Source organism: Flavobacteriales bacterium (assembly GCA_019694795.1).
In the GTDB taxonomy this organism is placed as follows: domain Bacteria; phylum Bacteroidota; class Bacteroidia; order Flavobacteriales_D; family UBA2798; genus UBA2798.
Map to the genome: position 1 here is coordinate 53,852 of JAIBBF010000010.1, position 24,573 is coordinate 78,424.

General features: G+C 39.1%; 26 protein-coding genes. 11 read left to right on the top strand and 15 right to left on the bottom strand.

The window, feature by feature from the left end:
• Window positions 1-49: 49 nt before the first annotated feature.
• Window positions 50-1,096 carry a sensor histidine kinase gene (locus K1X56_05315; GenBank protein MBX7094119.1) on the bottom strand — a complete coding sequence of 349 codons (1,047 nt, stop codon included), beginning with the start codon at window positions 1,094-1,096 and terminating at the stop codon, window positions 50-52.
• Complete coding sequence (locus K1X56_05320; GenBank protein MBX7094120.1) at window positions 1,096-1,779, bottom strand: response regulator transcription factor; 684 nt, start codon at window positions 1,777-1,779, stop codon at window positions 1,096-1,098. Before K1X56_05320 ends, K1X56_05315 begins: the two co-directional genes overlap by 1 nt.
• Before the next feature lie 231 nt (window positions 1,780-2,010).
• Between K1X56_05320 and K1X56_05325 the strand changes: the two genes are divergently transcribed.
• Together K1X56_05325 and K1X56_05330 are read left to right on the top strand one after the other, a co-directional pair.
• Window positions 2,011-4,866, top strand: a complete 2,856-nt coding sequence (locus K1X56_05325; protein MBX7094121.1) for a carboxypeptidase-like regulatory domain-containing protein — start codon at window positions 2,011-2,013, stop codon at window positions 4,864-4,866.
• A gap of 160 nt (window positions 4,867-5,026) precedes the next feature.
• Window positions 5,027-7,579, top strand: coding sequence for a PKD domain-containing protein (locus K1X56_05330; GenBank protein ID MBX7094122.1), 2,553 nt, complete (start codon window positions 5,027-5,029; stop codon window positions 7,577-7,579).
• Window positions 7,580-7,695: 116 nt separating this feature from the next.
• Here the strand turns inward: K1X56_05330 and K1X56_05335 are convergent, their stop codons facing one another.
• On the bottom strand, window positions 7,696-8,373 hold the full coding sequence (locus K1X56_05335; GenBank protein MBX7094123.1) for a response regulator transcription factor: 678 nt from the start codon (window positions 8,371-8,373) through the stop codon (window positions 7,696-7,698).
• A gap of 74 nt (window positions 8,374-8,447) precedes the next feature.
• On the opposite strand from K1X56_05335, the gene K1X56_05340 reads away from it, so the two are divergent.
• Window positions 8,448-9,341, top strand: a complete 894-nt coding sequence (locus tag K1X56_05340) for a hypothetical protein (protein ID MBX7094124.1) — start codon at window positions 8,448-8,450, stop codon at window positions 9,339-9,341.
• Between the two features lie 35 nt (window positions 9,342-9,376).
• On the opposite strand, the gene K1X56_05345 is transcribed toward K1X56_05340, so the two are convergent.
• Complete coding sequence (locus K1X56_05345; protein MBX7094125.1) at window positions 9,377-10,777, bottom strand: inorganic phosphate transporter; 1,401 nt, start codon at window positions 10,775-10,777, stop codon at window positions 9,377-9,379.
• Between the two features lie 401 nt (window positions 10,778-11,178).
• On the opposite strand from K1X56_05345, the gene K1X56_05350 reads away from it, so the two are divergent.
• On the top strand, window positions 11,179-11,484 hold the full coding sequence (locus tag K1X56_05350; protein MBX7094126.1) for a hypothetical protein: 306 nt from the start codon (window positions 11,179-11,181) through the stop codon (window positions 11,482-11,484).
• A 136-nt stretch (window positions 11,485-11,620) separates the two neighbouring features.
• Entirely contained in the window at window positions 11,621-12,418 is a 798-nt protein-coding gene (locus K1X56_05355) for a DUF2490 domain-containing protein (protein ID MBX7094127.1), read from the top strand.
• Between the two features lie 2 nt (window positions 12,419-12,420).
• Here the strand turns inward: K1X56_05355 and K1X56_05360 are convergent, their stop codons facing one another.
• Complete coding sequence (locus tag K1X56_05360) at window positions 12,421-12,921, bottom strand: hypothetical protein (protein ID MBX7094128.1); 501 nt, start codon at window positions 12,919-12,921, stop codon at window positions 12,421-12,423.
• Window positions 12,922-12,971: 50 nt separating this feature from the next.
• Here K1X56_05360 and K1X56_05365 point away from each other — a divergent pair, with 50 nt between their 5' ends.
• The 3 genes from K1X56_05365 to K1X56_05375 all read left to right on the top strand — a co-directional run bounded on the left by K1X56_05365 (window position 12,972) and on the right by K1X56_05375 (window position 15,051).
• Window positions 12,972-13,934, top strand: coding sequence for an acyl transferase (locus K1X56_05365; GenBank protein ID MBX7094129.1), 963 nt, complete (start codon window positions 12,972-12,974; stop codon window positions 13,932-13,934).
• Between the two features lie 55 nt (window positions 13,935-13,989).
• Window positions 13,990-14,511, top strand: a complete 522-nt coding sequence (locus tag K1X56_05370) for a hypothetical protein (protein ID MBX7094130.1) — start codon at window positions 13,990-13,992, stop codon at window positions 14,509-14,511.
• A 150-nt stretch (window positions 14,512-14,661) separates the two neighbouring features.
• On the top strand, window positions 14,662-15,051 hold the full coding sequence (locus K1X56_05375; protein ID MBX7094131.1) for a hypothetical protein: 390 nt from the start codon (window positions 14,662-14,664) through the stop codon (window positions 15,049-15,051).
• A 43-nt stretch (window positions 15,052-15,094) separates the two neighbouring features.
• On the opposite strand, the gene K1X56_05380 is transcribed toward K1X56_05375, so the two are convergent.
• Entirely contained in the window at window positions 15,095-15,595 is a 501-nt protein-coding gene (locus K1X56_05380; protein ID MBX7094132.1) for a dihydrofolate reductase, read from the bottom strand.
• Window position 15,596: 1 nt separating this feature from the next.
• On the bottom strand, window positions 15,597-16,391 hold the full coding sequence (locus K1X56_05385) for a thymidylate synthase (protein MBX7094133.1): 795 nt from the start codon (window positions 16,389-16,391) through the stop codon (window positions 15,597-15,599).
• Window positions 16,392-16,465: 74 nt separating this feature from the next.
• On the opposite strand from K1X56_05385, the gene K1X56_05390 reads away from it, so the two are divergent.
• The gene (locus K1X56_05390; GenBank protein ID MBX7094134.1) at window positions 16,466-16,984 is read left to right on the top strand and encodes a GNAT family N-acetyltransferase; all 519 of its coding nucleotides are present in this window, start codon (window positions 16,466-16,468) and stop codon (window positions 16,982-16,984) included.
• Here the strand turns inward: K1X56_05390 and clpX are convergent, their stop codons facing one another.
• From clpX to tig, 3 genes are read right to left on the bottom strand one after another with little or no spacing between them, the layout of a single operon-like run.
• Window positions 16,985-18,226, bottom strand: coding sequence for an ATP-dependent Clp protease ATP-binding subunit ClpX (clpX, locus tag K1X56_05395; GenBank protein MBX7094135.1), 1,242 nt, complete (start codon window positions 18,224-18,226; stop codon window positions 16,985-16,987). It lies immediately after the preceding gene.
• 43 nt (window positions 18,227-18,269) lie between these two features.
• Complete coding sequence (gene clpP / locus K1X56_05400; GenBank protein MBX7094136.1) at window positions 18,270-18,935, bottom strand: ATP-dependent Clp endopeptidase proteolytic subunit ClpP; 666 nt, start codon at window positions 18,933-18,935, stop codon at window positions 18,270-18,272.
• A gap of 37 nt (window positions 18,936-18,972) precedes the next feature.
• The gene (gene tig / locus K1X56_05405; GenBank protein MBX7094137.1) at window positions 18,973-20,388 is read right to left on the bottom strand and encodes a trigger factor; all 1,416 of its coding nucleotides are present in this window, start codon (window positions 20,386-20,388) and stop codon (window positions 18,973-18,975) included.
• A gap of 162 nt (window positions 20,389-20,550) precedes the next feature.
• On the opposite strand from tig, the gene K1X56_05410 reads away from it, so the two are divergent.
• A complete protein-coding gene (locus K1X56_05410) occupies window positions 20,551-21,351 on the top strand; it encodes a hypothetical protein (GenBank protein ID MBX7094138.1) in 801 nt (266 codons plus the stop codon).
• Between the two features lies 1 nt (window position 21,352).
• Here the strand turns inward: K1X56_05410 and K1X56_05415 are convergent, their stop codons facing one another.
• A complete protein-coding gene (locus tag K1X56_05415; protein MBX7094139.1) occupies window positions 21,353-21,679 on the bottom strand; it encodes a hypothetical protein in 327 nt (108 codons plus the stop codon).
• A gap of 69 nt (window positions 21,680-21,748) precedes the next feature.
• On the opposite strand from K1X56_05415, the gene K1X56_05420 reads away from it, so the two are divergent.
• Window positions 21,749-21,937, top strand: a complete 189-nt coding sequence (locus K1X56_05420) for a hypothetical protein (GenBank protein ID MBX7094140.1) — start codon at window positions 21,749-21,751, stop codon at window positions 21,935-21,937.
• Here K1X56_05420 and K1X56_05425 read toward each other — a convergent pair.
• The 4 genes from K1X56_05425 to K1X56_05440 all read right to left on the bottom strand — a co-directional run bounded on the left by K1X56_05425 (window position 21,934) and on the right by K1X56_05440 (window position 24,517).
• On the bottom strand, window positions 21,934-22,296 hold the full coding sequence (locus K1X56_05425; GenBank protein ID MBX7094141.1) for a DUF983 domain-containing protein: 363 nt from the start codon (window positions 22,294-22,296) through the stop codon (window positions 21,934-21,936). The two genes, K1X56_05420 and K1X56_05425, sit on opposite strands and share 4 nt — an antisense overlap.
• A 352-nt stretch (window positions 22,297-22,648) precedes the next feature.
• Window positions 22,649-23,212: a hypothetical protein gene (locus K1X56_05430; protein MBX7094142.1), complete on the bottom strand. Its 564-nt coding sequence runs from the start codon at window positions 23,210-23,212 to the stop codon at window positions 22,649-22,651.
• Between the two features lie 184 nt (window positions 23,213-23,396).
• Window positions 23,397-24,260: an IS3 family transposase gene (locus K1X56_05435; GenBank protein ID MBX7094143.1), complete on the bottom strand. Its 864-nt coding sequence runs from the start codon at window positions 24,258-24,260 to the stop codon at window positions 23,397-23,399.
• Complete coding sequence (locus K1X56_05440; protein MBX7094144.1) at window positions 24,236-24,517, bottom strand: transposase; 282 nt, start codon at window positions 24,515-24,517, stop codon at window positions 24,236-24,238. The genes K1X56_05435 and K1X56_05440 overlap by 25 nt, the downstream gene beginning before the upstream one ends.
• Window positions 24,518-24,573: the final 56 nt, after the last annotated feature.

Below are 24,573 nucleotides of genomic sequence, written 5' to 3' on the forward strand. Positions count from 1 at the left end.
GCAATGGATAAATGGAAAGATAAATTTACAGACGGTTTTACCGAAAATATCATTTAGCGCGTTCCAGCGTAAATGCAAATGTGGTTCCTACCCCTTCCGTGCTTCTCACGTTCACCGTTTGGTGATGAGCCTCAATAATATGCTTTACAATGGCAAGACCAAGTCCAGACCCCCCTTGATTGCGGGCTCGGCTTTTATCTACACGGTAAAAACGTTCAAAAATCCGGTTTAAATGTTGTTTGGCTATACCGGGACCATTATCCGCCACTTCAATTAAAATATTCTCATCCATATCGAAAAAACGAATCGATGTTTTTCCGCCTTCTTTACCGTAATTAACGGAATTCACCAATAGATTCGTTAAAACCTGTGCAATCCGGTTTTTATCGCAATTGACGTAAATCGGTTTTTCGTATTCTTTATTGAAATTTAAAACGATGCCTTTGTCCTTTGCCTTCATCTCCAGCGAATCCATTACTTCTTTGGCTAAATCGACAATGTTGATTTTTCGTTTATCCAATTCCAGTCTGCCAGATTCCAACTGTGTAATTGTATCGAGATCCTCAATGATATGGGTTATTCGATCAACCCCATTTGCTGCACGCTGAAGAAAGTTGCGGTTAATGGAGGGATCATCCAATCCGCCATCCAGCAAGGTGAGGATATAACCCTGGATACTGAATATGGGTGTTTTTAATTCGTGCGCAAGATTACCAAGAAATTCTCTTCTGAAATTTTCCTGTTCTTTTAGTTTTTCAATTTGTTGGTCCTTATCCTTAGCCCACTCAATTACTTCATCATTTACATCTCCGATCATATCGGGAGAAGACTGAATTTTTTCTTTCGTCTCTTTATTTAATTTTTGATTGTAAATAGTTTTATAAATCACTTTTACACGAGCGTAAATAAAACGATCTACTAAATAAAAGACAACCAAAAAGGAAATAACAACCGAAACAGAAGCCGTAACCAGCGGAAAAAATAAATTCCATTTTCCACTAACGGCAAAAGAAGAAAATAGAACAGAGAAAAAAACAATGCCACCCGTGATGAGGGAAGCAATCAATGCTATACCACGGGGCGTTGTACTATTCATTAATTATCGAGTTTGTAACCGACCCCTTTAACGGTTTTGATTAAATCCTCACCTAATTTTTCGCGAAGTTTACGAATGTGAACATCAATAGTGCGGTCTCCCACTACAATTTCATTTCCCCACACATCATTCATGATGGACTCTCTGGTAAATACTTTTCCGGGTTTAGAAAGTAAAAGTGCAAGTAATTCGAATTCTTTTTTGGGTAAGGAAAGTTCTTCTCCGTCTTTATAAACGATATAACGTTCCCTGTCAATTGAAATCCCTGCCACCTGTTGCGGTGTTGCAGTTTCGGCAACTGAACCTCGGCGTAATAATGCTTTTACCCGGCTAACAAGTACTCTTGGTTTTATTGGCTTGGTAATGTAATCGTCCGCTCCACTTTCAAAACCCGCGATTTGCGAATAATCTTCACCACGTGCAGTAAGAAATGCGATGATGGTGTTTTTAAAATCATCCATTTCACGCAGACTCATACATGCCTCAACACCGTCCATTTCCGGCATCATTACGTCCAATAATATTAATTCGGGTTTGTATTTTTTTGCTGCTTCAATAGCTTCACGCCCATTCCCTGCGGTATATACCTCATACCCCTCCTTCTCGAGATTGTATTTTACCATCTCAAGAATATCTGCTTCGTCATCAACTAACAGAATTCGATTTGTAACTGAATTTGACATTGTTTTTTTTACAAAGATACCCCTCGAAAAGGGTATTTATTGTTAACACATCATTAATAATCATTTAAAATTACGAAAATATCCGGAATAGAAAAGAGCATTTTCAAGCCATTAGAGGCCCTTTCTTAAGGAAATGTAACGTGTTTCGGCTTTTCAATTAATATTCAGATAACCTCGCGCTAATGAATGGGTAAGAATGGTGTTTGATCTTTGCATCGTTAAAATACAACCATGAAACAAATTTCAAATTATCTCCTGCTAATGATTTTCCTCTGTACTGGTAGTTTTGCCCTTGCGCAAACCGGTATCAAAGGAATTGTGAAAGATAAGTTAACTGGAGAGACACTCATCGGAGCGAATGTTAAGGTAGAAAAGGTATCGGGAAAAGGAGCCTCCACCGGATTAGATGGCGATTTTCAGATTTTATTGAATCCGGGAACTTACAAAGTAACTGCGTCTTATATCTCTTACAAAGACAAAACCATCGAAGTAACCGTTACACAGGGAGCACTTACAGAACTGGTATTTGCCATGGAAACGGAATCCAGCGTAATTGATGAGGTGAGTATTGAAGTAACGCGCATTACCAATACGGAACAAGCGGTTATCAATGAAATTAAAAATGAGGACCAGGTAGTTAGCGCTATCGGGGCACAGGAAATTCAAAAAACATCCATGCGTGATGCCGCCGAAGTAGCACGAAGAATTCCGGGTGTTACCGTAGTGGATAACCGATTTGTGATTGTGCGCGGATTAACCGAACGATACAATGCGGTGATGCTCAATAATGCATTAGCACCTTCGGTTGAAACCGACGCGAAATCCTTTTCATTTGATTTGGTTCCGAGTCAGGTCATCGACCGCTTTCTCATTTACAAATCACCCTCTGCCGATCTTCCGGGTGAATTTGCCGGTGGAGCAATAAAAATTTACACCAAAAATTTTCCGGAAAACAATTCGATTTATGGTGGGTACTCCTTATCATACAGACCTGGAACTACTTTCGATGAATTCAAAAGTAACGGCAGCTCCAAAGGTGAATGGTTAGGATTCGGAAAAAAAGGAAGAGATCTTCCTTCCAGCTTTCCCGAAAATGTTCGTGACATTACAGACCCTACACAATTACAAAGTATTGGTCAATCCCTCAATAACGATTGGTCACTGCAAAACAAATCGGCCATGCCCGATCAACGTTTCAATCTTGGATTCGACCGGATTTGGACCGACAGCATCACAAAACGAAAAATCGGAATGGTAACCGCCATTAATTATACCAATTCAAATCTGCATTTCATTTCGAATCGTTATGATTATAACACCTTCGATGAAATCACAAAAACGAGCGACACCATTTTCGGATATCACGATACTATTTATCAAAAACAATATCGCTTTGGTGCTATTACCAACTGGGGATATAAAAAAGGAAACACCACCATCGATTTCAGAAATCTGTTCAACCAAATGGCCTTTAATGAAACCACATTAAGAGGCGGTGAAAATCACGAAGAAGGTAACGACAGAAAAGAATATGCCTATCGTTTTAATCAACGTTCCATTTTATCATCTCAGTTAACCGGTAACCACATTTTTAAAGAAGATGCCAATGGAAATGCAGTGGATGTTCTGGATTGGACCCTCGGTTTTTCCATGGCCAGAAGAAGTGATCCGGATTGGAGAAGGGTACGTTACACCCGCGATATCGGAACGCAAAATCCGTGGCAGGCATACATTCCATTTTCTGCACAACCATTTTATATGGGACGTTTATACCTCAACATGAATGAAAACATCATGATGGGTGCAGCCAACTATGAGCACACGTTTATTTCATTCGATAAAGACGGAGTAATTAAAAAATTCCAGCCGAAAATTAAAGGTGGATTTTATGTAGAAAATAAAGCCCGCGATTTTTCTGTTCGCAATATTGGTTATGCAACGTCGAATTTCATGAATTTTAATTATTCGATTCCTTACCAATCCATCGATAGTTTATTGCAACCTGCCAATATTGATCCGGTAACAGGATTAAAAATTGATGAAGACACCAAACTTTCCGACTCATACCATGCAGAAAACAAACTTCGTTCATTCTACCTCATGGGAACCTTGCCTTGGGAACGATTCAATTTAGTAGCCGGCGTAAGAGCTGAAGACAATACGCAAATCTTAAATACAGGTACAATTACCAATCAACCATTGGATACTTCGTATCATACATTCCGGATTTTACCTTCCATCAACATGGCCTATCATTTAAAAAAGGACACCATGTTACTTCGTTTGGGATACGGAAGAACATTGAATCGTCCGGAATTCCGTGAATTGGCACCACTCACTTTCTACGATTTCGTTTTTAATGCGATTTATTCAGGTAATCCCGAATTACAAACACCTTCTATCGATAATATCGATTTACGTTGGGAATTGTATCCACATGCAGGCGAAATGATTTCGGCTGGTGTGTTCTATAAATATTTTAAAAATCCGATTGAATTGTATTTCCAACCCGGAGTAGGATCCGGAGGAACACGGTCATTTACATTCGGAAATGCATTATCAGCTACATCCTACGGTGGAGAAATTGATATCCGTAAATCACTTCAGGATACAAAAATTGGATTCATCGAAGATCTTACCATCGTAGCCAATGCATCTTACATTTTTAGTAAAATTGAATTGTCGGACGGACAAGCCAACACGGGATTAAATGCATCACGTCCGATGATGGGTCAGTCGCCCTACATCCTTAACGGAGGATTGTATTACCAGAATGACAGTCTTGGATTAAGCATCAGCTTAATTTATAACCGCATTGGACAACGCGTTGTAATTGTTGGTGTACCCGGAATTCCTGAAGTATATGAAATGCCTAGAAACCTCATGGATTTAACGGTTAGCAAGGACCTGGGAAAATATGTTACGCTTCGTTTCAGCATTCAGGACATCTTCAATAATAGTACGATGTTATTGCAAGATGCCAATGGCGATGGAAAACTTGACCGCGCCAACGATCAGAAAATGCAGGAATTTAAACGCGGAAGTTATTTCACGTTCGGTGCAAGCTTCAGAATCAGTAAAGAATAACATTCGTGTTAATAAAACTAAACCCGAATTAACAAAGGAGTGCATCAAGCACTCCTTTTTAGTAACAATACACTCGTCATATCGTCAGATTCCTTAACACAGCTGTAAGGAAGAGTTAAAGTTGCTACTCTACTTTTGCTTCGAACAAAAAACAAAAACAATGAAAAAATTAGTACTCAGTTTTGCGCTTGCACTCGGCTTAATGAAAGCGGCCGATGCGCAAATCGTAGTATCAGGTAACATTACAACGAATACCACCTGGACTAACGACAACATCTACATCCTTTCGGGGTTTGTATATGTAAAGGCCAATGCCACTTTAACCATTGAGCCGGGAACCATTATTAAAGGTGACTTTGCAACGAAAGGCGCTTTAATTGTTGAACGCGATGCAAAAATTTATGCAGCCGGAACACCGGAGCAACCAATCGTGTTTACTTCACAAAAAGCACCAGGACAACGTTCGTATGGTGACTGGGGTGGATTAATTCTTTGCGGAAAAGCAAGCGTTAACCAACCTGCAAATCCAGGCGGATCTCCTGCTACATTACAAGGTGAAGCAGTTGTTGAAGGTGGAGTTGGAACCGTATATGGCGGTGGAACTACACCAGACGACAACGACAGTTCCGGAGTATTGCGTTATGTACGTTTAGAATTTGGAGGAATTCCTTTCCAACCAAACAGCGAGATCAACGGTCTTACACTTTGTGGTGTAGGAAGAAGAACGCAGGTTGAATACATTCAAATTTCCTACGCTGGTGATGATGCTGTTGAGTGTTTCGGTGGAACCGTTCAATTAAAACACATCATTGCATACAGAAACTGGGACGATGATTTGGATACCGACTTTGGTTACAAAGGATTGATTCAACACGTTCTTGTAATCAGAGACCCTGCTATTGCTGACCAATCCGGATCTAACGGATGGGAGTCGGATAATGATGCTTCTGGTACAACAAACACACCGATTACACAACCTATCTATTCTAACGTAACATTGGTTGGTCCTTATGCCTTTAACACTACCATTAACTCTAACTACAAAAGAGCACTTCACTTAAGAAGAAATACGCGTACCAATGTTTTCAATTCAGTAATTATGGGTTACCCAACAGGATTATTGATTGAAAGTTCTTCTACTCAAGCTAACGCCACCAATGGTGATCTTCAGTTTCAAAACAATGTATTGTGTCAGATGAACGATACATTAGCTACTACAACAGCAGCGAATCCAAACAATGTTAATGGTGCATTCAATATCAATACATGGTTTAACACTGCAGGATTTAATAACCAAATAATCAATTCGATCAGCTCGTTGGGATATACCAATATTGATATGAACAATCCTGATATGCGTCTTACCGCAGGTTCTTCATTAAATTCTGGTGCAAGCTTTTCAAACGCCGCATTAAATGATCCTTTCTTCGACCAGGTAAACTATCTTGGGGCATTTGGTTCTGAAGACTGGACAAAATGTTGGGCTGAATGGGATCCGCAAAATGAACCTTACAATGCAACCATCGATAATTCAGTAGCTGCAACCATTACTCCAAGCGGAAGCACAACCTTCTGTCAAGGTGGATCAGTTGATCTTTCTGGTACAGCTATTACCAATGCAAGCTACGATTGGTCGAACGGAGATGTAACTTCAACCATCACTGTTACTACCAGCGGAACGTATGATGTAACCATTACCAATGAAAAAGGATGTTCTGCTACATCATCACCGGTTACTGTAACAGTAAATGCAAATCCAACTGTATCTATTTCTGCAAATGGAAACACTTCTTTCTGTACTGGTGGTTCAGTTGATTTAACTGCTAACCAAACTCCGGTTCTTTGGAGCACAGGTGCAACAACACAAACTATTACTGTAAATGCCAGCGGAACATACTCTGCTACTTATACTAATGGTAATGGTTGTTCTGCAACTTCAAACGATATTACTGTAAACGTATCTGCAACTCCAATCCCAACTATTTCTACCAGCGGTTCTACAACCATCTGTTCAGGTGATGTAGTTACATTGAGCGCTTCTGCTTCAGATAGCTACCAATGGAATTTCAATGGTTCACCGATCTCTGGTGCTACTTCGCAAACTTATGATGCAAATGCTTCAGGTACATATACCGTAACTGTTACCAATGCAAACGCTTGCGATGGTGTTGGTACATCTAATGCAACTGCAGTATTCGTTAATCCTACTCCAACAGCAGATGCAGCTTATGCGGCATTCGGATTTGTTGTCAACTTCACCAACAACTCACTTGGAGCAACATCTTACTCATGGGATTTCGGTGACGGTACTTCTTCTACACAAGTGAATCCTTCTCACACATATGCAACAGCAGGTAACTACACTGTAACACTTACAGCAACTGCAGGAAACTGTACAGATACTTATACCTTTGTTGTAGGAAGTGTTTCTGTAGAGGAAATCAACAAAAATACATTTGGAAACGTCGTTCTCTTCCCGAATCCTGCCAATCAAATGGCAACCATCGAAGTTGAAATGAATATCGATGCTGACCTGATTCTTGAAGTGATTGATTTAACCGGAAAAGTTGTTTTTGCTGAATCCCGCAATAACATCTACAGCGGAAAGCAAATCATCAACATCAACACAGCAGAAATGTCAAACGGAATTTACCTGGTAAGCCTTCGCTCAGGTGAAACCCGCCAAATGGTGAAAATGATTATCAACCACTAATCAATAACACTCAACCATAGAAAGCCGCTCAGTGATGAGCGGCTTTTTTTATGCAACTTCTAGGTAAAAAGAAAGGGAAGCAAATGCTTCCCTTTCTTTTTATCGTTTACAAAATATTATTGATCAAATTTATATCCTACGCCCTTAATGGTTTTAATTAAATCGCCTCCGATTTTTTCTCTCAGTTTTTTAACGTGGACATCAATGGTTCTGCTTTTCACTTCATCATCATCACCCCATATTTCCGATTTAATCTCATCGCGAGAAAACACTTTACGTGGGTGCTTATATAACAGGGTTAGGATTTGAAATTCTTTTTTGGGAAGTTCTATTTCATTCTCTCCGCGAATAGCAATGTATCGCTCGAAGTCAATATGCAATCCGTTTTCAGACTGAGATTGAAACGCTTTCATATTTCCGGAACCTAAGCGACGGAAAATGGATTGAATTTTACTTAACAACAAGCGTTCGCTTAATGGTTTTGCTAAAAAGTCATCGGCGCCGGAATTGTAGGCTGTGATTTGAAGAAAATTTTCATTTCGTTCACTAAGCATGATGATATAACTTGGTTTCAGTAAACCAATGTTTCTAAATTCCCTGCACAATTCAATTCCATCTTTATCCGGCAAATCCACTTCACATAAAATTAACGCAGGCAAATGTTTCAATGCCAGTTCAGCGCCTTTTTGCGACGATAAAGCCAGGTGCACACTGAAATCGTTTTTTTCCAAAAACTCCTTGATATCAGAGGCAAATCCGTAGTTGTGATCTATGATTAATATGCTACTATTCACCTTTTATTTGATTTGCTGTAAATTAGCATTGCAGTACAACCTAAGCATTAAGTACATTTTAAGAATGAGTTAACATGATTCGATACAATCCCAAAACCTGGTTCGGACAAATCTTCCTCTTTCACCGTAGTGATACACTCCGTATTTTATGGCAGGAGATGCTTATTATGGGAATATATTCAGGCATTCTAACCTGGATCATCACCGTAAATTTTCCGGATCACCAGCATTTCAAGAATACTTTATCCGTGCACTCACTGGTGGGATTTGTAATGGGACTCTTCCTCGTATTTAGAACAAACACCGCTTATGATCGCTGGTGGGAAGGAAGAAAATTATGGGGATCGCTGGTTAATGTTTCACGAAATCTGAGCATCAAGTTAAATGCATTCGTTAAAAACGATTCACCGGAGAAAAAAGAAATCATTCAACTTCTCTCGTTCTTTCCATTTGCCGTAAAGGAGCATTTGAGAAATCAACAGCAAGTATCTTTTGACCAGTTTGAATTAAGCAGGGAAATTCGTGAAGAATTAATTCAGGCGGATCATCTTCCCAATGCAATCGTGCAAATTATTTATGGACGATTAAAAGAAATTTCAAAACGACAGGAAATTACCGCCGAAGAAATGCTCATACTGGATAAAGAATTGTCGGAGCTTTTAAATATTGTAGGAGGATGCGAACGCATTCGTTCAACCCCCATTCCCTATTCCTACAGTTTGTTTATGAAAAAATTTATTTTCATTTATACGGTTACCATTCCCATTGGACTCATTCCTGATTTTATATACTGGACCATTCCCATTACCATGTTTATTTTTTACGTAATGGTAAGTCTTGAAATTCTTGCTGAAGAAATTGAAGATCCATTTGGCACAGACGATAATGACCTTCCTACTGATGAAATAGCAGAAAAAATAGCGCTGAACATTCAGGAAATAGAAACAAAAAAAAGGGGTTCAGTGTGAACCCCTTTTTAATGATTTATTTTTTTAATCAACGATTAAATCAATTGACGGAACAACAAAAATAATCCACCGGACAATAACATGGTCACCGGCAATGTAAGAATCCACGCCATTAAAATTGTTCTGATGGTTTTCGGCTGAAGATTCTTAATACCATTTTGTGCCACCATAGATCCTGCAACACCCGAAGATAAAACGTGTGTAGTAGAAACCGGTAATCCCATATAAGTACTCAATCCGATAGTAGAGGCTGCTACAATTTCTGCAGAAGCTCCTTGTGCATAACTCATATGCGTTTTACCGATTTTTTCACCGATGGTAACCACAATACGTTTCCATCCTACCATTGTACCAATACCTAATGAAAATGCAATAATTACCAATACCCAGGTTGGAGCGTAGTCCGTCATATTTCTCAAATCCTTCGCGTGGCCCTTTAATTCTTTAGCCACCTTTTCATCTAAGGGCAGTTTACCGTTCTTCACCATTTTCTCAATTTTACGGGTTACATAAAGCAACTCACTTCTCAAATGGAAACGGGTATCGGGTGTAATACTTTTTACTGTAGAGGCGTCCTTAATTTGCGATTCCACCTTATCCAGATTCTCCATGATCTTACCATAGGTTTTACGATCATCCGCTGCGAGATCATCCGGATTAACCGTAATCATAATTTCGCGAATACCTGTAGTGTGTTTTACAAATGAAGAAGGATCTACCGTGTCATCAATCGCATAATACGCAGGCAGAATACCAATTAAAATCAACATCACTAATCCAACACCTTTTTGACCATCATTCGATCCGTGGAAGAAACTAACCAGCGTACAAGTGGTCATTAAAATAAAACGAACCCACATTGGCGGTTTCTCATTCGCTTTAGGTGCATGAAAAATAACTTTATTCTGAATGGTTCTGGAAAGGATGTACATCAACATCAATGCAACACCAAATCCAAATAAAGGAGAGGCTAAAAGTGAAGAACCAATATCGGTTGCTTTACTCCAGTTAACCCCTGAACCAAATTCTTGACCGGGAGTAAGTGAAAACGCTAACCCAACTCCTAGAATGGAACCGATCATCGTGTGAGAAGAAGAAGCAGGAATACCAAAATACCAGGTTCCAAAATTCCAGATAATAGCACCAAGAATTAAACTTAGCACCATGGCAATACTACTGGAAACACTCTGTTCAATTAACATTTCCACAGGAAGTAAATCCACAATCCCCATCGCCACGGCAATACCACCCATAAATACGCCGAAAAAGTTAAATGCACCCGACCACATCACCGCATAGACCGGTTTCATGGTATTGGTATAAATTACCGTTGCAACCGCATTGGCCGTATCATGAAATCCATTGATAAATTCAAACACACATGCAAACAAAATGCATACGATCAACAGGACTAAAATTGATGTACTAATTTCCATTTCTTCATTTTTTACTCCACAAATATCTGAGAACTAGTAATACCAAAATTGAAGGTTAAGGAGAGGATCTTGGGGACCATAGCATTTACTTAACATTAAATTAACATTGAAAAAGTTATTGAATTTAAGAAAGCCTGATAAAAATCCTGATTTACAGCACATAAATGGGAATTCGGCGATAATTTTAATAATCCTCAGTATTACCAAAATTGAAATACTTGACAGAAAAACTCAATTTCTTAACGAAAAATTAATTGTTCGGGGGCAAATTTTAGCGCCTCCAATAAAAACAAGTTGTCAAAATATTATAAATCAACAATTTAAACATATCAACATTAAAGTAACCTAAATTTCATTGTTTCGTACAAATATTAGATTTGTAAAAAAAAATCTTTTAAAAAATGGAAAACAACAAAAAAGAGTACCGCAAAAAATTTGATAAATTCATTTTCATTTCATTTTTAATTGGTGTCGTTTTAATTGGTGCCGCGGTAATCTTAAAATCTTCCACTGGTAATTCACAAATCGCCCTGGCCATTACTGCCGCATTCTTTTTCTTATTGGCTACCATTCTCATTTTTGCAAAAAGTTTTTCAACAGGTAAAAAATATGCTGTTGGAGCAAAAAAAAGGAGAAAGAAGTACCTCAACGTTGTTTATGGCGAAGGAAGTGTGTTTTCCAAACAAAACCAGGAACAAAAAGATTAGTATACCTAATTACAAATAGATAAGGTCTCCAATGGGGACCTTTTTTATTTTAAATTAACCTCTCTAACACTATTTCTTAACAATGAATTAACCTGATTAACTTTTGGCAACAATAGATTTGCCGAAAATTAATTTTATGTTCATTCGTCCGACAATTTATTTACTTCTAATTAACATGTGCTGCATTTCAACTATATCAGCCCAGGTTACTTCCAATCCGCCAAATAAGGAGTTTGCATATAACACCAACGTGTGGATGATGTATAATGGAACACACAAGCTATCTGCTAAATGGAAATGGTATACTGAAGTACAATGGAGGAAAAATGAGTGGTTTAAGAACCCTTTACAATTACAATTAAGAACCACGTTCGACTATAAAGCGGGTGAAAAAATAACTACCTCACTGGGTTATGTTTGGACTGAAACTGACCCTTATGGAAACCAACCTTCCTCAAACTACGATTTTGGTGAACATCGACCCTTTGAGCAAATTGTTATTGATAACAAATTAGGACGATTTAATATATCTCATCGCTACCGCTTTGAACAACGTTTTTCTGAAACAAAAATTTATAGCGCAAGCGATAGCGCCTATTTTCACGATAGCTGGTCATACAAAAACAGATTCCGTTATCGCTTTCAGGCAAACATACCATTGAATAAAAAGGAAATCGAGAATAAAACCCTTTTCCTCACTGTATATGATGAGCTATTTATCAGTTTTGGTAAAAATGTAAAAAAGAATATGTTTGACCAAAACCGGATTTTTGTCGGATTTGGGTATAAAGTCAATCCTGCATTAGGATTTCAAGTCGGCTATGTATTGCAGTCGATATTAAAATCCGATGGATTTAAATTCGAACAAAATCATACCGCAGTAATTGGAATAACCTACAATATCGATTTTACCAAATTAGGAAAGAAAGATTAAGTCTATCGAATAATCACTTCCGACTCCACCTCATTACTCATATGGAGAGCACGATCGCAGAGTTGAATTTTATACATAATCGTATCGGAATCGGCAGATAGCGGGTTATAGAATGAAGGAGCAAGCGTTACACGGATTTCGCCCTGAAGTGCTTTGTTCTGACCATCCGGTGTGATGTTCTGAACTCTGAAATTAAAGGCAATGGGAGAACCGTCAACAGCAATACCCTGCTGAAACACGCCATCTACTTTTTCATAGTACTTAATAAAGAGATTGTAGTAGTAAATGGAACTGGTATCGTAAGGTGGACTCGTTTGATTTTCATCCAGGCCGATATCGCCATCACCATCGGTGAAGGTAATGAACACCACACCAGTATCTCCGTATTGTTCAAAATGGCTATACACAATAGCAGGCTCAGGCGGAAATTGAACCGGATCCAGGCAAGAACTTAAACCCGTAATTCCCAGCAGGAATAAAACTATCTTTGATGGCCAATTCATTCTACTAAAATAACAATAATCAACGGCAATAAAAAATGACGGAAAGCGAATTGAAAAATAGGCTGTTCGAAATCCACACTCCTTCCGATTATAACGCATTGGCCATTGATATATTTCATTACCAGAAAGAAAATAACCGGGTATATCAAAAATTCCTTCAATTACTCAACTATACCGCCACACCAAAATCCTTCGAAGAAATTCCCTGTGTGCCCGTTAGCTTTTTTAAAAGTCAGGCACTCTATTGCGGTGATCAACTTCCCGATACTTATTTTACATCGAGCGGAACTACTGGCTCTATTCAATCGAGGCATTATTATTCTGACCTCAACCATTACCTAAAAAATGCCCGAAATATTTTTGAGCAGGAATACGGAGCACTCGAAAATTATTATCTGTATGCACTATTACCGGGTTATCAGGAAAGGGAAGGAAGTTCACTCATTGCCATGGTAAAACACTTTCTGAATTACACAAAACCTGGCAGCGGATTTTTTCTTCATCGTAATCAAGATTTAGCAAATGCACTTTTGCATCACCCGGGTGAGAAAAAAATAGTGATTGGTGTAACTTATGCCTTGCTGGATTTCGCAGAAGAATTTCCAAATGAATTAAATGATGTTATCATTATGGAAACCGGAGGTATGAAAGGAACACGAAAAGAAATGATAAAAACGGAGGTGCATGACATGCTAAAAAAAGCATTTCACCTGAATGAAATTCACTCGGAATACGGAATGACGGAAATGTTCTCTCAGGCCTACAGTAAGGGCAATGGAATTTTTAAATCACCCTCCACCCTGCGAATTCGCTGTAGAGCGGTGAATGATCCCTTTGAACTTCTTCCACCGGATAAAACAGGATTAATCAATGTATACGATCTCGCATGTATCGATTCCATTGCCTTTATTGCCATCGACGACCTGGGTAAATATTACCGCAACGAAACATTTGAAATACTCGGACGTTTAGATCACAGTGATATTCGCGGATGCAACTTACTTGTGCAGTGATTTCCATCATTGTCTATTTGGTACGATAATTGAATTTTTGACCTAAATGAACCGTATGAAAACCTTATTCACCCTTCTTACAGCAATGCTTTTACTGGTAGCCTGTGCAAGAAAATCGCCATACACCAAAGCCATTGAAGAACGCTATTCGCTTAAAGTGGAAGAGGTAAAAAAAATTCAATTCTATACCTCCGATGATATTATTCTGCTAAAAACACAAGCACAAAGCGGAAGAGAAACCAATAAAGGAGAATTAGTGGTATCATCCAGTACCACCGACGATCGTCTCATTATTAAAAAAGGCACCCCCGGGGTGATGGTTAACAGCAACGGAGATAAAGTTCAGGTATCCTTCGAAACCGATGCAAAAACCCTCACCTTCGAATCGAAATCGAAAAACAGTTCTTATTATTTATTAGCCGATAGTCTGGCGAACGGTAAACCCATTGCAAAATATGGCGACGAAACCTATATCATCTCTCAGGGATCCGGTGTTGTATACCTGCAATTCAAAATGAAAAAGCTCAAAAAGTATAAATCGCGCGATACCTTTGTAAAAGGCCGAAAAATTGATTAATCCCTACTTACTGTAAATCAATTATTTAACCTTCTATCTTTATCGCAATGTTATCAAAATCACCACAATGTTAACTCTGTGTTAACCCTGTTGCAACTTCAGGTTAGCCTATCCGTAAATTTGTGTAAACAACAACAAAATAGGGGAACCATGAAAACACTTACACTTTTACTAGCCCTTGTGTTCTCTGGCAGCGTAATAGCGCAGAATGGAACTAACGCCAATGGCATGGCAAAACCTACCGTGGACCAATTAGGCAACGGATTGATTAAAATTACCAAGTACCACGATAATGGAATGGTAGCAGAGACCGGTTTTTTCCTTAATGGAGAAAAACATGGAGTATGGACCGCCTTCGATGAAAATGGAAATAAATCGATGGAAGCAAATTGGAACAACGGTACCAAAGAAGGTAACTGGACCGTTTGGCACAACAACGGAACATTGCATTACCTGATGGTATATGAAAACGGAAAACGATTATTATCTACCGAATGGGATCCAAACGGAACTCTTATCGCAGGAAATCAGTCGAAATAAAAATTGACCACAATAAAAAAGCCCGATGTTCATCGGGCTTTTTTTATTTCCTTTTATAAAGCGTAAAATCCAAATCAAATGGATTTTTCTCATCTGCTTTTCGTTCGGTAGAAGAAATCTGAATCCAATGTTCCGGATTCCATTTAAAAAAAGTGTCGGCATCCGGGGCCGTGTGCACATGCGTAATCAGCATCTGATCGGCTAACTGTTTTTCCAGACACTCTTTATAAATTTCTCCTCCACCAATAATGTAAATTTCATTCCCGGAATTTTTTCTGCAATAATCAATGGCTTCTTCCAATGAATGAACCACCACTGCTCCCGGGGCAACATAATCTTTTTGTCGCGTTACAATTACATTGAGCCGGTTGCTGAGCGGACGAAATTTCTCCGGTATACTTTCATAATTTTTTCTTCCCGTGATAATAGAATGTCCCGTTGTAGTATCACGAAAAAATTTCATGTCGGCCGGTAAATGCCATAACAATTGGTTGTTTTTACCAATAGCACCATTCTCGGCAACTGCAACAATTATGGTAACCATATTAAACAGCAACAGCCGCTTTAATGTGCGGATGCGGATCGTAATTTTCTAATGTAAAATCTTCGTATTTAAACGAAAAAATATCCTTTACCTCGGGATTAATCTTCATGGTAGGTAATGGACGAAGTTCGCGCGTTAACTGAAGTTTTGCCTGCTCAATGTGATTGCTGTACAAATGCACATCACCAAAGGTGTGAACAAACTCGCCGTATTTTAAACCGCAAACCTGAGCCATCATCATGGTAAGTAATGCATAGGAAGCAATATTAAAAGGAACCCCTAAAAATGTATCTGCGCTCCGTTGATACAATTGACAAGACAATTTACCATCGGCTACATAAAACTGAAAAAAGGAATGACAAGGTGGCAAGGCCATGTTATTTACTTCGGCAACATTCCATGCACTCACAATTAAACGACGCGAATCGGGAGATTTTTTAATCATCTCCACCACTTGCGTGATTTGATCGATATGTCCGCCATCCGGAGTTGGCCAGCTTCTCCATTGGTGACCATATACCGGACCGAGATTTCCGTTTTCATCGGCCCACTCATCCCAGATGGAAACACCATTATCTTTTAAATATTTGATATTGGTATCCCCATTTAAAAACCACAGCAATTCATAAATGATGGAACGCAAATGCACTTTTTTGGTGGTAACCAAAGGAAAACCTTCGTTTAAATCGAAACGCATCTGATAGCCAAAACAACTGATGGTACCGGTACCGGTGCGATCTGTTTTTTTTGTGCCATTATCCAGAATGTGGCGGAGTAAATCGTGATATTGTTGCATAATAAAAATCCCTGTTACGAAATTACAAATCGCCTTGCCCAAAAACAGAAAGAAAAGTTCTTACTTTTGAACGCATGAACGCTAATTTTCAACAAGAAAATAGAGTGCTTCGCCACGCGAACATCAATGATCTTCCGCAGATTGTTGCCATCTACAATTCTACGGTTGCCGGAAGAATGGTAACGGCCGATACCGAAGAAATAAGCGTTGAATCCAGAATTTCATGGTTTAATCAGCATCAGGAAAGTTCTCGTCCACTTTATGTTCTCGAAGAAAACAACCGCATCATCGCCTGGTTGAGTTTTCATTCATTTTATGGTCGACCCGCCTACTCCATCACCTGTGAAATTGCAATTTATATCCATCAGGATTTCAGAGGTCAGCAACTGGGATCCTATTTACTCGAAACAGCCATTCAGCGGAGTCCCGAAATAAACATCGAAAATTTACTGGGCTATATTTTTGCGCACAATGAGCCAAGTCTGAAATTGTTCCGCAAATATGGATTCGAAACCTGGGGAACATTTCCGCAAGTGGGAATCATCGACCATCAATATGTCGACCTTCTTATCCTCGGAAAAAAAATAAAATGATCAGGCCGCTTTAAGACGTGAAATCTTCGACTTCGAAAATTTCTGTTGTGCATATTCCAGGGTCACCCGCAGTTCTTTTTGTTTTTCTACAGATGGCATTTCATACATGGCATCATTCAAAATCGCCTCGCAAATAGAGCGTAATCCACGTGCACCCAATTTAAATTCTACCGCTTTCTCCACCATAAAATCAATCACCTCTTTATCTACGGATAAGCGAATATTATCCATATCAAACAACTTAACGTATTGTTTAATCAATGCGTTTTTGGGTTCTGTTAAAATGCGGCGTAAAGTGTCGGCGTTTAACGGATCGAGATAGGTTAATACAGGAAAACGACCAATGAGCTCCGGAATTAATCCGAACGATTTTAAATCGCGCGGCGATATGTATTGCAGCATATTTTCTTTATCCGGTTTTTCTTCTTCACTCTTCGTGCTATAACCAATGGTTTGCGTATTCACTCTTCGTGCAATCACTTTATCAATACCATCGAATGCACCGCCGCAGATAAATAAAATGTTTTTGGTGTTCACCTGAATCATTTTTTGTTCAGGATGTTTTCTTCCTCCCTGTGGTGGAACAGAAACAACGGATCCTTCCAGCAATTTCAGCAAGGCTTGTTGTACACCTTCACCACTCACATCACGGGTGATGGAAGGATTATCACTCTTGCGTGCAATCTTATCGATTTCATCCACAAAAACAATTCCGCGCTCTGCCGATGCTACATCGTAATCGGCGGCTTGTAATAAACGGGATAAAATACTTTCTACATCTTCACCCACATAACCAGCTTCGGTTAAAACGGTGGCGTCGGCAATACAGAAAGGAACATTCAACATGCGGGCTATGGTTTTTGCCAATAAGGTTTTACCCGTACCGGTTTCACCAACCATGATCACATTCGATTTTTCAATTTCAATCTCCTCGTCTTTTCCAAGTGATTTTTGAAGCAATCGTTTGTAGTGATTATAAACTGCTACACTCAATACTTTTTTTGCTTCATCCTGACCAATCACGTATTCATCCAACAAGGATTTTATTTCCTTCGGTTTCGAAAGTTTTAACTGATGTTCGAGATTGCTTTGTGTTTTTTGCGAGGTTTCTTCCTTTACAATCATCTCTGCCTGTGCAACACAATGATCACAAATGTGACCGGTAACTCCGGCAATCAGCACATTGGTTTCACGTTTCGGTCTTCCGCAAAAAGAACACTTAACATCATTACGGTCTTTCATATCCTGAGGGAAAAAAGCCCCGAAGGTTCGGGGCTTATTAGTTTTAATTATTTCTTACCAATACTTCATCAATCATTCCATAAGCTTTCGCTTCATCAGCAATCATCCAGTAATCACGATCGCTGTCCTGCCATACTTTTTCATAGGGCTGACCAGAATGTTTCGCAATGATTTCATAAAGTTCTTTCTTCAACTTCATGATTTCGCGAGCGGTGATTTCGATGTCGGATGCTTGTCCTTCTGCACCACCCAGCGGTTGGTGAATCATTACACGCGAATGCTTCAGTGCCGTACGCTTACCTGCAGCACCTGCACACAATAACACAGCACCCATAGAAGCTGCCATACCTGTACAAATGGTAGCAACATCACAAGTGATGTATTGCATTGTATCATAAATTCCTAAACCGGCATAAACCGATCCACCGGGTGAATTCAAATAAATCTGAATATCTTTTTTTGCATCCACCGACTCGAGGAATAACAACTGAGCCTGAATAATGTTGGCCACCTGATCATTGATTCCTGTTCCCAGGAAAATAATCCGGTCCATCATCAAACGCGAGAAAACGTCCATTTGCGCAACGTTTAACTGGCGCTCTTCAATGATGTAGGGAGTCATTGATGCTTCTACATATTTTTCAAGGTGAAGACTGGAAATACCCTGGTGCTTCACTGCATATTTTCTGAATTCGTCTTTTGGAAACATACCTCGTTTTTTTAGTTCGTTTAAATGTACAAAAAAATCAATGGTGGTGATGGTGCTCGTGGTCATGATCGTGGTCGTGATCATGATCGTGGTCGTGGTCGTGATTGTGACTATTAGCCAGTTTCACGAACTCATCATAAGCTAATTCATGAACATCCAGACTAACTGCACCTTTTAAAAACTCCATCACTTTACGGCTGTACAATTCGTCGTAAACGCGCTTGGATTCTTCCTGGTTCGATAAGATGCGCATGGCACCCTGGTTCAGTTGATCTTCATCCGGAGTTGGTAATCCATAGCGATTGTATTGTGAAGCCAGATAACCTTTCGTATAGGTCATAGCATCTTCGTGACCCACCTTGATATCGTTTTCTTTGATGATTTTATTCTCAATCAACTGCCATTTTAATCCACGTGCATAAGAAGGGTATTCCACTTCAAGTTGTTCCATGGTAACCGGTTTTTCATTGGTAGCAATGATCCAACGCTTTAAAAATGCATCCGGTAAAGCAATACTTAATTTATCGAGCAAATGGTTCGTGATTTCACGGAGAAACATTCTGTCGGCATCAAATGCAAACATGTTTTTCAAATCCACTTCAATTTTCGCTCTGAGCTCTTCTTCCGAATTCACTACTCCCTCACCGAATAAACGGTCGAATAATTCCTGATTTAATTCAGCTAATTCAATGCGTTTGATTTCACTGATCGTAAATTTGAATTTAGCATTCAAATGCTCAGCAGCATGTTGGTCAATACCCAACATCGAAGCTGTATCCGCTGCACCGTGTGAAACTTTTTTCGGATCCAGCACCACCACATCACCGGCTTTTTTACCAATGAGTTCTTTTTTCACCGATTCATCATTCATGAATTCGATGCTGATGGTGCTGCTATTGGTAATTCCACCTTCTTTTACATTTCCGGCTTCATCCAATTCTTCAAATTGACCAAACAACATATCCGTTGCTTCACTTTGTTCGGCATTGGACAATTTACCATAACGGCGACGCAAATCGTCGATTTGTTTATCGATCAATTCTGCATCCACTTTTAAAGCATGATAGTGAATTTTTTCACCCGATAAATTCAAATCAATCTTAGGTGCAAATCCAATTTCATAGGCAAATTCCATTTCAGCATCTTCATGGAAATCGACCTTATCCTGATCTTGCGTTGGAAGTGGATTACCCAAAACTTCCAATTTATTTTCAGAAATATAATTGTAAAGCGAATCATTCAGCAATTTGTTGATCTCGTCGGCCAATAAGGCCTTGCCATACATTTTTTTAATCATCGCCATAGGGACGTGACCCGGACGAAAGCCTTTTATATTGGCTCTTTTCGAATAACTTTTTAAAGAGTTTTCATACTTAACACGATAATCTTCCGGACTAAGTTTCACCTTAATCACCGCATTCAAATCATCGATCTTTTCTTGTGTAACATTCATGGTTGTTCGTTTAAAATAGATACGGCCCTTTGAAAGGGGTGGCAAAGATAAGAAATCCCCCATTCAGTACAGTGGAAAAACAAGGACTTAAGGGGCAGAATTTCGGTGATTTAGGGTACGATTTTAAGCGTTTAGCGATTTTTCGGGGAAACTTCTCTGCACTTGGCTAAATTCGGACTCCCAAATAATGCCTTTATGACCAATACATTGAGATTAATAAGCATTGCTGCTGTATTGCCTTTTTTGGCCCTCGAAAGCGGAAATGAACATACCAACACCTCCTGCGCCTGCTCAAGTTTGAGTTCAAGCAATAATCAGGTTGTTGATAATCAAGGAAATCCATTTTCAGGAATTTGCACCACCGAATTCAGGGCAGAGTGGACATCCATCCTAAAAAAGAAAAAGATGTCGGCCCCGCTTCAAAATGTGGTCAACGGTAGAACGGCCAACATGGAATACCTGAATGGTTCTTTGGTTAAAGTGGAAGAAAAATACGCTTCAGGAAAAACAGCCGGCCTTCACCATTACTCCAAATCGACGAATGGCGAGTCTTTGCTCAATGGGAAATCAGAAGCATTTCACGAAAATGGAATTCTGAAATATTCGGGAAGTTTTAATCTGGGAATACCATCCGGTTTACACACCTGGAACAATGCACAGGGCAATACCATCGAATGGAGAAAAGTCACCGAAGTGAATAACAATATTGCTTTGGTAGATTATGAACAGACCCAATGGTACGATATGAAAACTAAAAAATCCATCACCCGGGGAACAGCGAATTGGGATGGTGGAAGTACACTGAAAAATTCAAGCATTAAATCTTATTTCTCGTTTTATCCCAATGGAAATAAAAAAGAAATTGTGATTTATGATGCTTCATCCAGTGGTATTATTAAGCAGGAATACTATGATGAGAAGGGAAATAAAATTCCCAACCCCACCACGCATCGTTTTAAATAACTTATTTTACCTCGCTCATTGTAACCAGATACTTCAGGGTTAAATCCATTGAAGCATCATCCAATTTTGCTTTTTTTGCCATTGGAGGAACAATCTTTTTCCAGCCTTCTTCACCGCGTGAATTCGGAGCATGAAGCTTGTGACACTTACCGCAATTCGCTTCATAAATGGTTTTCCCTTTTTGTAAATCGGCTAAGGTTGTGCCCGGAAATTTTGCAGCTGCACGGTCAGCATCACTTTGATTCATTTCGGCCGTAGTAGTTGCAACCTTTGGAGCTCCACATGCAATAGCCAAAATCATGGAAGCGAAAAAAATCGTCTTTTTCATTCTGTCATTTTTGGAACCCAAAAATAGTTAATTATCAGCCTATATTCTATTTTTAACAAAAAGCTAATCATGAGTGTAAAGAAAATGATTCTAATGTCGGTGCTAATTCTACTCGTTTGTATAATTGGTGGAGCCACTGTTGCCGCAACAAACCCGCGGATTCATGCCTTTAAATTCGGACAAGCCATTGGTCAGCTTTGTGTGGCATTATGGGTGTTGCAGTGGACCATCTGGTATCTGCGCAAGAAAAAAAATTAATTCGATTTTTTTCGTCTGCTCGGCGGAACAATCATCAGCCAGATCATGCGCGACCATTTGTAGTTTTTCTTTCCAACCACTACAATCACTCCAACAATCACTGCAATCTGCAGCCAGGGATTTACGATTCCAAAAACAAAATACAGGACCATAAAACATAGCATCCCCAGTAATACCGCAATTCCATAACTCACATACATCGCCCCAAAAAAATTACCCGGTTCACCCGATAAACTCCGATCGCAGGAACTGCAATATTCATGCATGACAGGAACCTCGAATAATTCTCCTTTTTGAAACACCTCTCCTTCGCCACAAAACGGACATTTCTCCAAAACTATTTTTTTAATTGTATTCATGAGCGAAGGATAATTTGAGTGAATGAATATTCAAAAGTAATAACATCCATCAATCAGCCATTATTTGCTGAACGAACTTCAATGAATAAACTGAAGCGTTATTCTTTGAAATATTAAGTGGTAAAAATTCATGAGGAGTTTAAATCAACTCGTTTCCGCTTCTTCGGGATAAACTTCTCGCCCCTCCTGCAAACAAAAAAACCGACACAAGGTCAGTTTATTTGTTGTGCGGGCGAGGTTCCGTATATCGAACGCTTTTACAGCAACTTAACGATTCTTGCCGATTTTTATCGGTTCAAGACGGACGAGGATTAATTGGTTTATTGTAAAATAATGTCCGAAAAATATAATGTCAAATACAGTCAAGTTCAAGGTCTTCACAATTGCCCCTTTTTTGATCTTTTTTAGTCAATTTTCCGGATTCATCAAAATACTCCCAGAGACCACAATCGCATTCTTCTCCCATCATAAAAGACTCTTTAAACTGCCTTGACTTGATTTTACCGTTTGGGTGGAATTCTTCGGTTTTCTTAATAATGTACGTTTCGTGATAGGTTGTCCCTGATGAATATTCAAATTCGACTCTTTTTTCCAATTCACCATTTTTATAATAATGATTTTCCCATAAAGTCGCCAGTCCACCATTCATATCAGACTGCTCCCAGCTTCTCAATTTGATTCCTCCAGGAACACATTCAGTGTAAATATGGTTACCCGTAATTGAATCCACGCTCTCATTTAAAGTAACTGAATCTAAAGAATTGGTTGCTATCTCTTTTTTTGATTTATTATCATGCTCATCAGGGATTTCATTCTTGTTAGAACAGCCTAAAAATAAATTCAATGCCAAAGAAAAGAAAAATATAGAACTCATTTTACTATCTAACAATTTGCACACATTGTGTAATGTTTCCATTAAGGATTTTTATCTGTCACCGAAATTACTTTACCTTTTTTATCTAAGCTAATCGTTATTTGAATATTCTTCTGAGGTGGTCGACTTTGTTAGGACAGGTTTTATTCAAATATAAGTTTGTTTATTATTATTACAATGAGGGGGAGCAGGGGGAGACTCATAACTTCTAATTTTTGTTTATTTCTCATGCGGCCATTTTGTACACCTTCATTGGCGGCACTTTCCCGATGGATGAGTGGGATCTTTTGTGGTTGTAAAAGTTGATAAACTCTTCACAGAGTTCGTACAAATGCAATCCGTCTTCGGGAACAAAACGATACAGCTTATCGTATTTGATGGTGCGAAAAAATCGTTCGATGTATGCATTATCAGTTGCGCGCCCTTTTCCGTCCATGGATATTTTTACTGTTTTCAGTCTTTTAACATAACCGGTGTATTCATCACTGGTAAATTGTGTTCCCTGGTCGGAATTGATGATTTCCGGTTTTCCATTTTTACGAATAGCTTCCTTTAATGTATTTACTACCCAGTTTGCTTCCATTGAATTGGAAACACTCCAGCCGACAATACACCTGCTGTAAACATCGATAATGGCGCAGAGGTACATAAAACCGCTTCTCATGGGAATATAACTGATATCAATTCCCCATACATGGTTAGGATGTGTTATTTTCAATCCGCGAAGCAAATACGGATACTTGTATTTTGCAGGGTCAATAACCGTTGTTCGTGGCCGGCAATACAAAGCGTAAATACCCATCGTTCGCATTAGTGATCGTGCCTTTTCTCGTCCAATGATAAACCCTCTTTGCCGCAAATCATCACTATACCGACGCGTCCCACGAGTAGGATCTTCCAGATACATTTCATCCATGATACGCATGATTTTTAAATCATCGTCATTTGCAGTACGTGGTTTATAATACAACCCGCTACGGTGAATACAAAGTAAATCACATTGTTCTTTAATGTTAAACTCCGAATCTGAGGAATCCACCATTTTTCTTCGCAGATTCAAGGCCATCATAGCAACTTTTTTTTTAGCCATTCATTCTCCATGTTTAAACGACCAATACGCTTATACAATTCATCGACCTCCTGATCTCTTGCATCATCCTTTTCCGATACCCCTCCGGTAAAAGCCATTTCTGCATTTTCCAAAAATTCCTTTTTCCAAAGGGTAATTTGCGCCGGATGTAACTCAAATTTTTGAGCCAACTCCTGAATAGTGCTACGCTCTTTTAGTGCCTCCAAAACTACTTTCGTCTTGAAGGCAGATGTAAATTTTCTTCTCGATTTTTTCATATTAACAGTAATTTAAAAATTATTAAATTACTGTCCTAATTTTGCCGACCACTACA

Excerpts from the sequence above, each read along its gene's own strand:
- K1X56_05430 (MBX7094142.1), bottom strand. The coding sequence starts at position 23,212 with ATGGAAACATTACACAATGTGTGCAAATTGTTAGATAGTAAAATGAGT.
- clpX (MBX7094135.1), bottom strand. The coding sequence starts at position 18,226 with ATGAAAGACCGTAATGATGTTAAGTGTTCTTTTTGCGGAAGACCGAAA.
- K1X56_05360 (MBX7094128.1), bottom strand. The coding sequence starts at position 12,921 with ATGAATTGGCCATCAAAGATAGTTTTATTCCTGCTGGGAATTACGGGT.
- K1X56_05350 (MBX7094126.1), top strand. The coding sequence starts at position 11,179 with ATGGAAAACAACAAAAAAGAGTACCGCAAAAAATTTGATAAATTCATT.
- K1X56_05340 (MBX7094124.1), top strand. The coding sequence starts at position 8,448 with ATGATTCGATACAATCCCAAAACCTGGTTCGGACAAATCTTCCTCTTT.
- K1X56_05425 (MBX7094141.1), bottom strand. The coding sequence starts at position 22,296 with ATGAATACAATTAAAAAAATAGTTTTGGAGAAATGTCCGTTTTGTGGC.
- K1X56_05370 (MBX7094130.1), top strand. The coding sequence starts at position 13,990 with ATGAAAACCTTATTCACCCTTCTTACAGCAATGCTTTTACTGGTAGCC.
- K1X56_05380 (MBX7094132.1), bottom strand. The coding sequence starts at position 15,595 with ATGGTTACCATAATTGTTGCAGTTGCCGAGAATGGTGCTATTGGTAAA.
- K1X56_05390 (MBX7094134.1), top strand. The coding sequence starts at position 16,466 with ATGAACGCTAATTTTCAACAAGAAAATAGAGTGCTTCGCCACGCGAAC.
- K1X56_05330 (MBX7094122.1), top strand. The coding sequence starts at position 5,027 with ATGAAAAAATTAGTACTCAGTTTTGCGCTTGCACTCGGCTTAATGAAA.
- K1X56_05375 (MBX7094131.1), top strand. The coding sequence starts at position 14,662 with ATGAAAACACTTACACTTTTACTAGCCCTTGTGTTCTCTGGCAGCGTA.
- K1X56_05385 (MBX7094133.1), bottom strand. The coding sequence starts at position 16,391 with ATGCAACAATATCACGATTTACTCCGCCACATTCTGGATAATGGCACA.
- K1X56_05325 (MBX7094121.1), top strand. The coding sequence starts at position 2,011 with ATGAAACAAATTTCAAATTATCTCCTGCTAATGATTTTCCTCTGTACT.
- K1X56_05345 (MBX7094125.1), bottom strand. The coding sequence starts at position 10,777 with ATGGAAATTAGTACATCAATTTTAGTCCTGTTGATCGTATGCATTTTG.
- K1X56_05415 (MBX7094139.1), bottom strand. The coding sequence starts at position 21,679 with ATGAAAAAGACGATTTTTTTCGCTTCCATGATTTTGGCTATTGCATGT.
- clpP (MBX7094136.1), bottom strand. The coding sequence starts at position 18,935 with ATGTTTCCAAAAGACGAATTCAGAAAATATGCAGTGAAGCACCAGGGT.
- K1X56_05315 (MBX7094119.1), bottom strand. The coding sequence starts at position 1,096 with ATGAATAGTACAACGCCCCGTGGTATAGCATTGATTGCTTCCCTCATC.
- K1X56_05355 (MBX7094127.1), top strand. The coding sequence starts at position 11,621 with ATGTTCATTCGTCCGACAATTTATTTACTTCTAATTAACATGTGCTGC.
- K1X56_05320 (MBX7094120.1), bottom strand. The coding sequence starts at position 1,779 with ATGTCAAATTCAGTTACAAATCGAATTCTGTTAGTTGATGACGAAGCA.
- K1X56_05440 (MBX7094144.1), bottom strand. The coding sequence starts at position 24,517 with ATGAAAAAATCGAGAAGAAAATTTACATCTGCCTTCAAGACGAAAGTA.
- tig (MBX7094137.1), bottom strand. The coding sequence starts at position 20,388 with ATGAATGTTACACAAGAAAAGATCGATGATTTGAATGCGGTGATTAAG.
- K1X56_05420 (MBX7094140.1), top strand. The coding sequence starts at position 21,749 with ATGAGTGTAAAGAAAATGATTCTAATGTCGGTGCTAATTCTACTCGTT.
- K1X56_05435 (MBX7094143.1), bottom strand. The coding sequence starts at position 24,260 with ATGGCTAAAAAAAAAGTTGCTATGATGGCCTTGAATCTGCGAAGAAAA.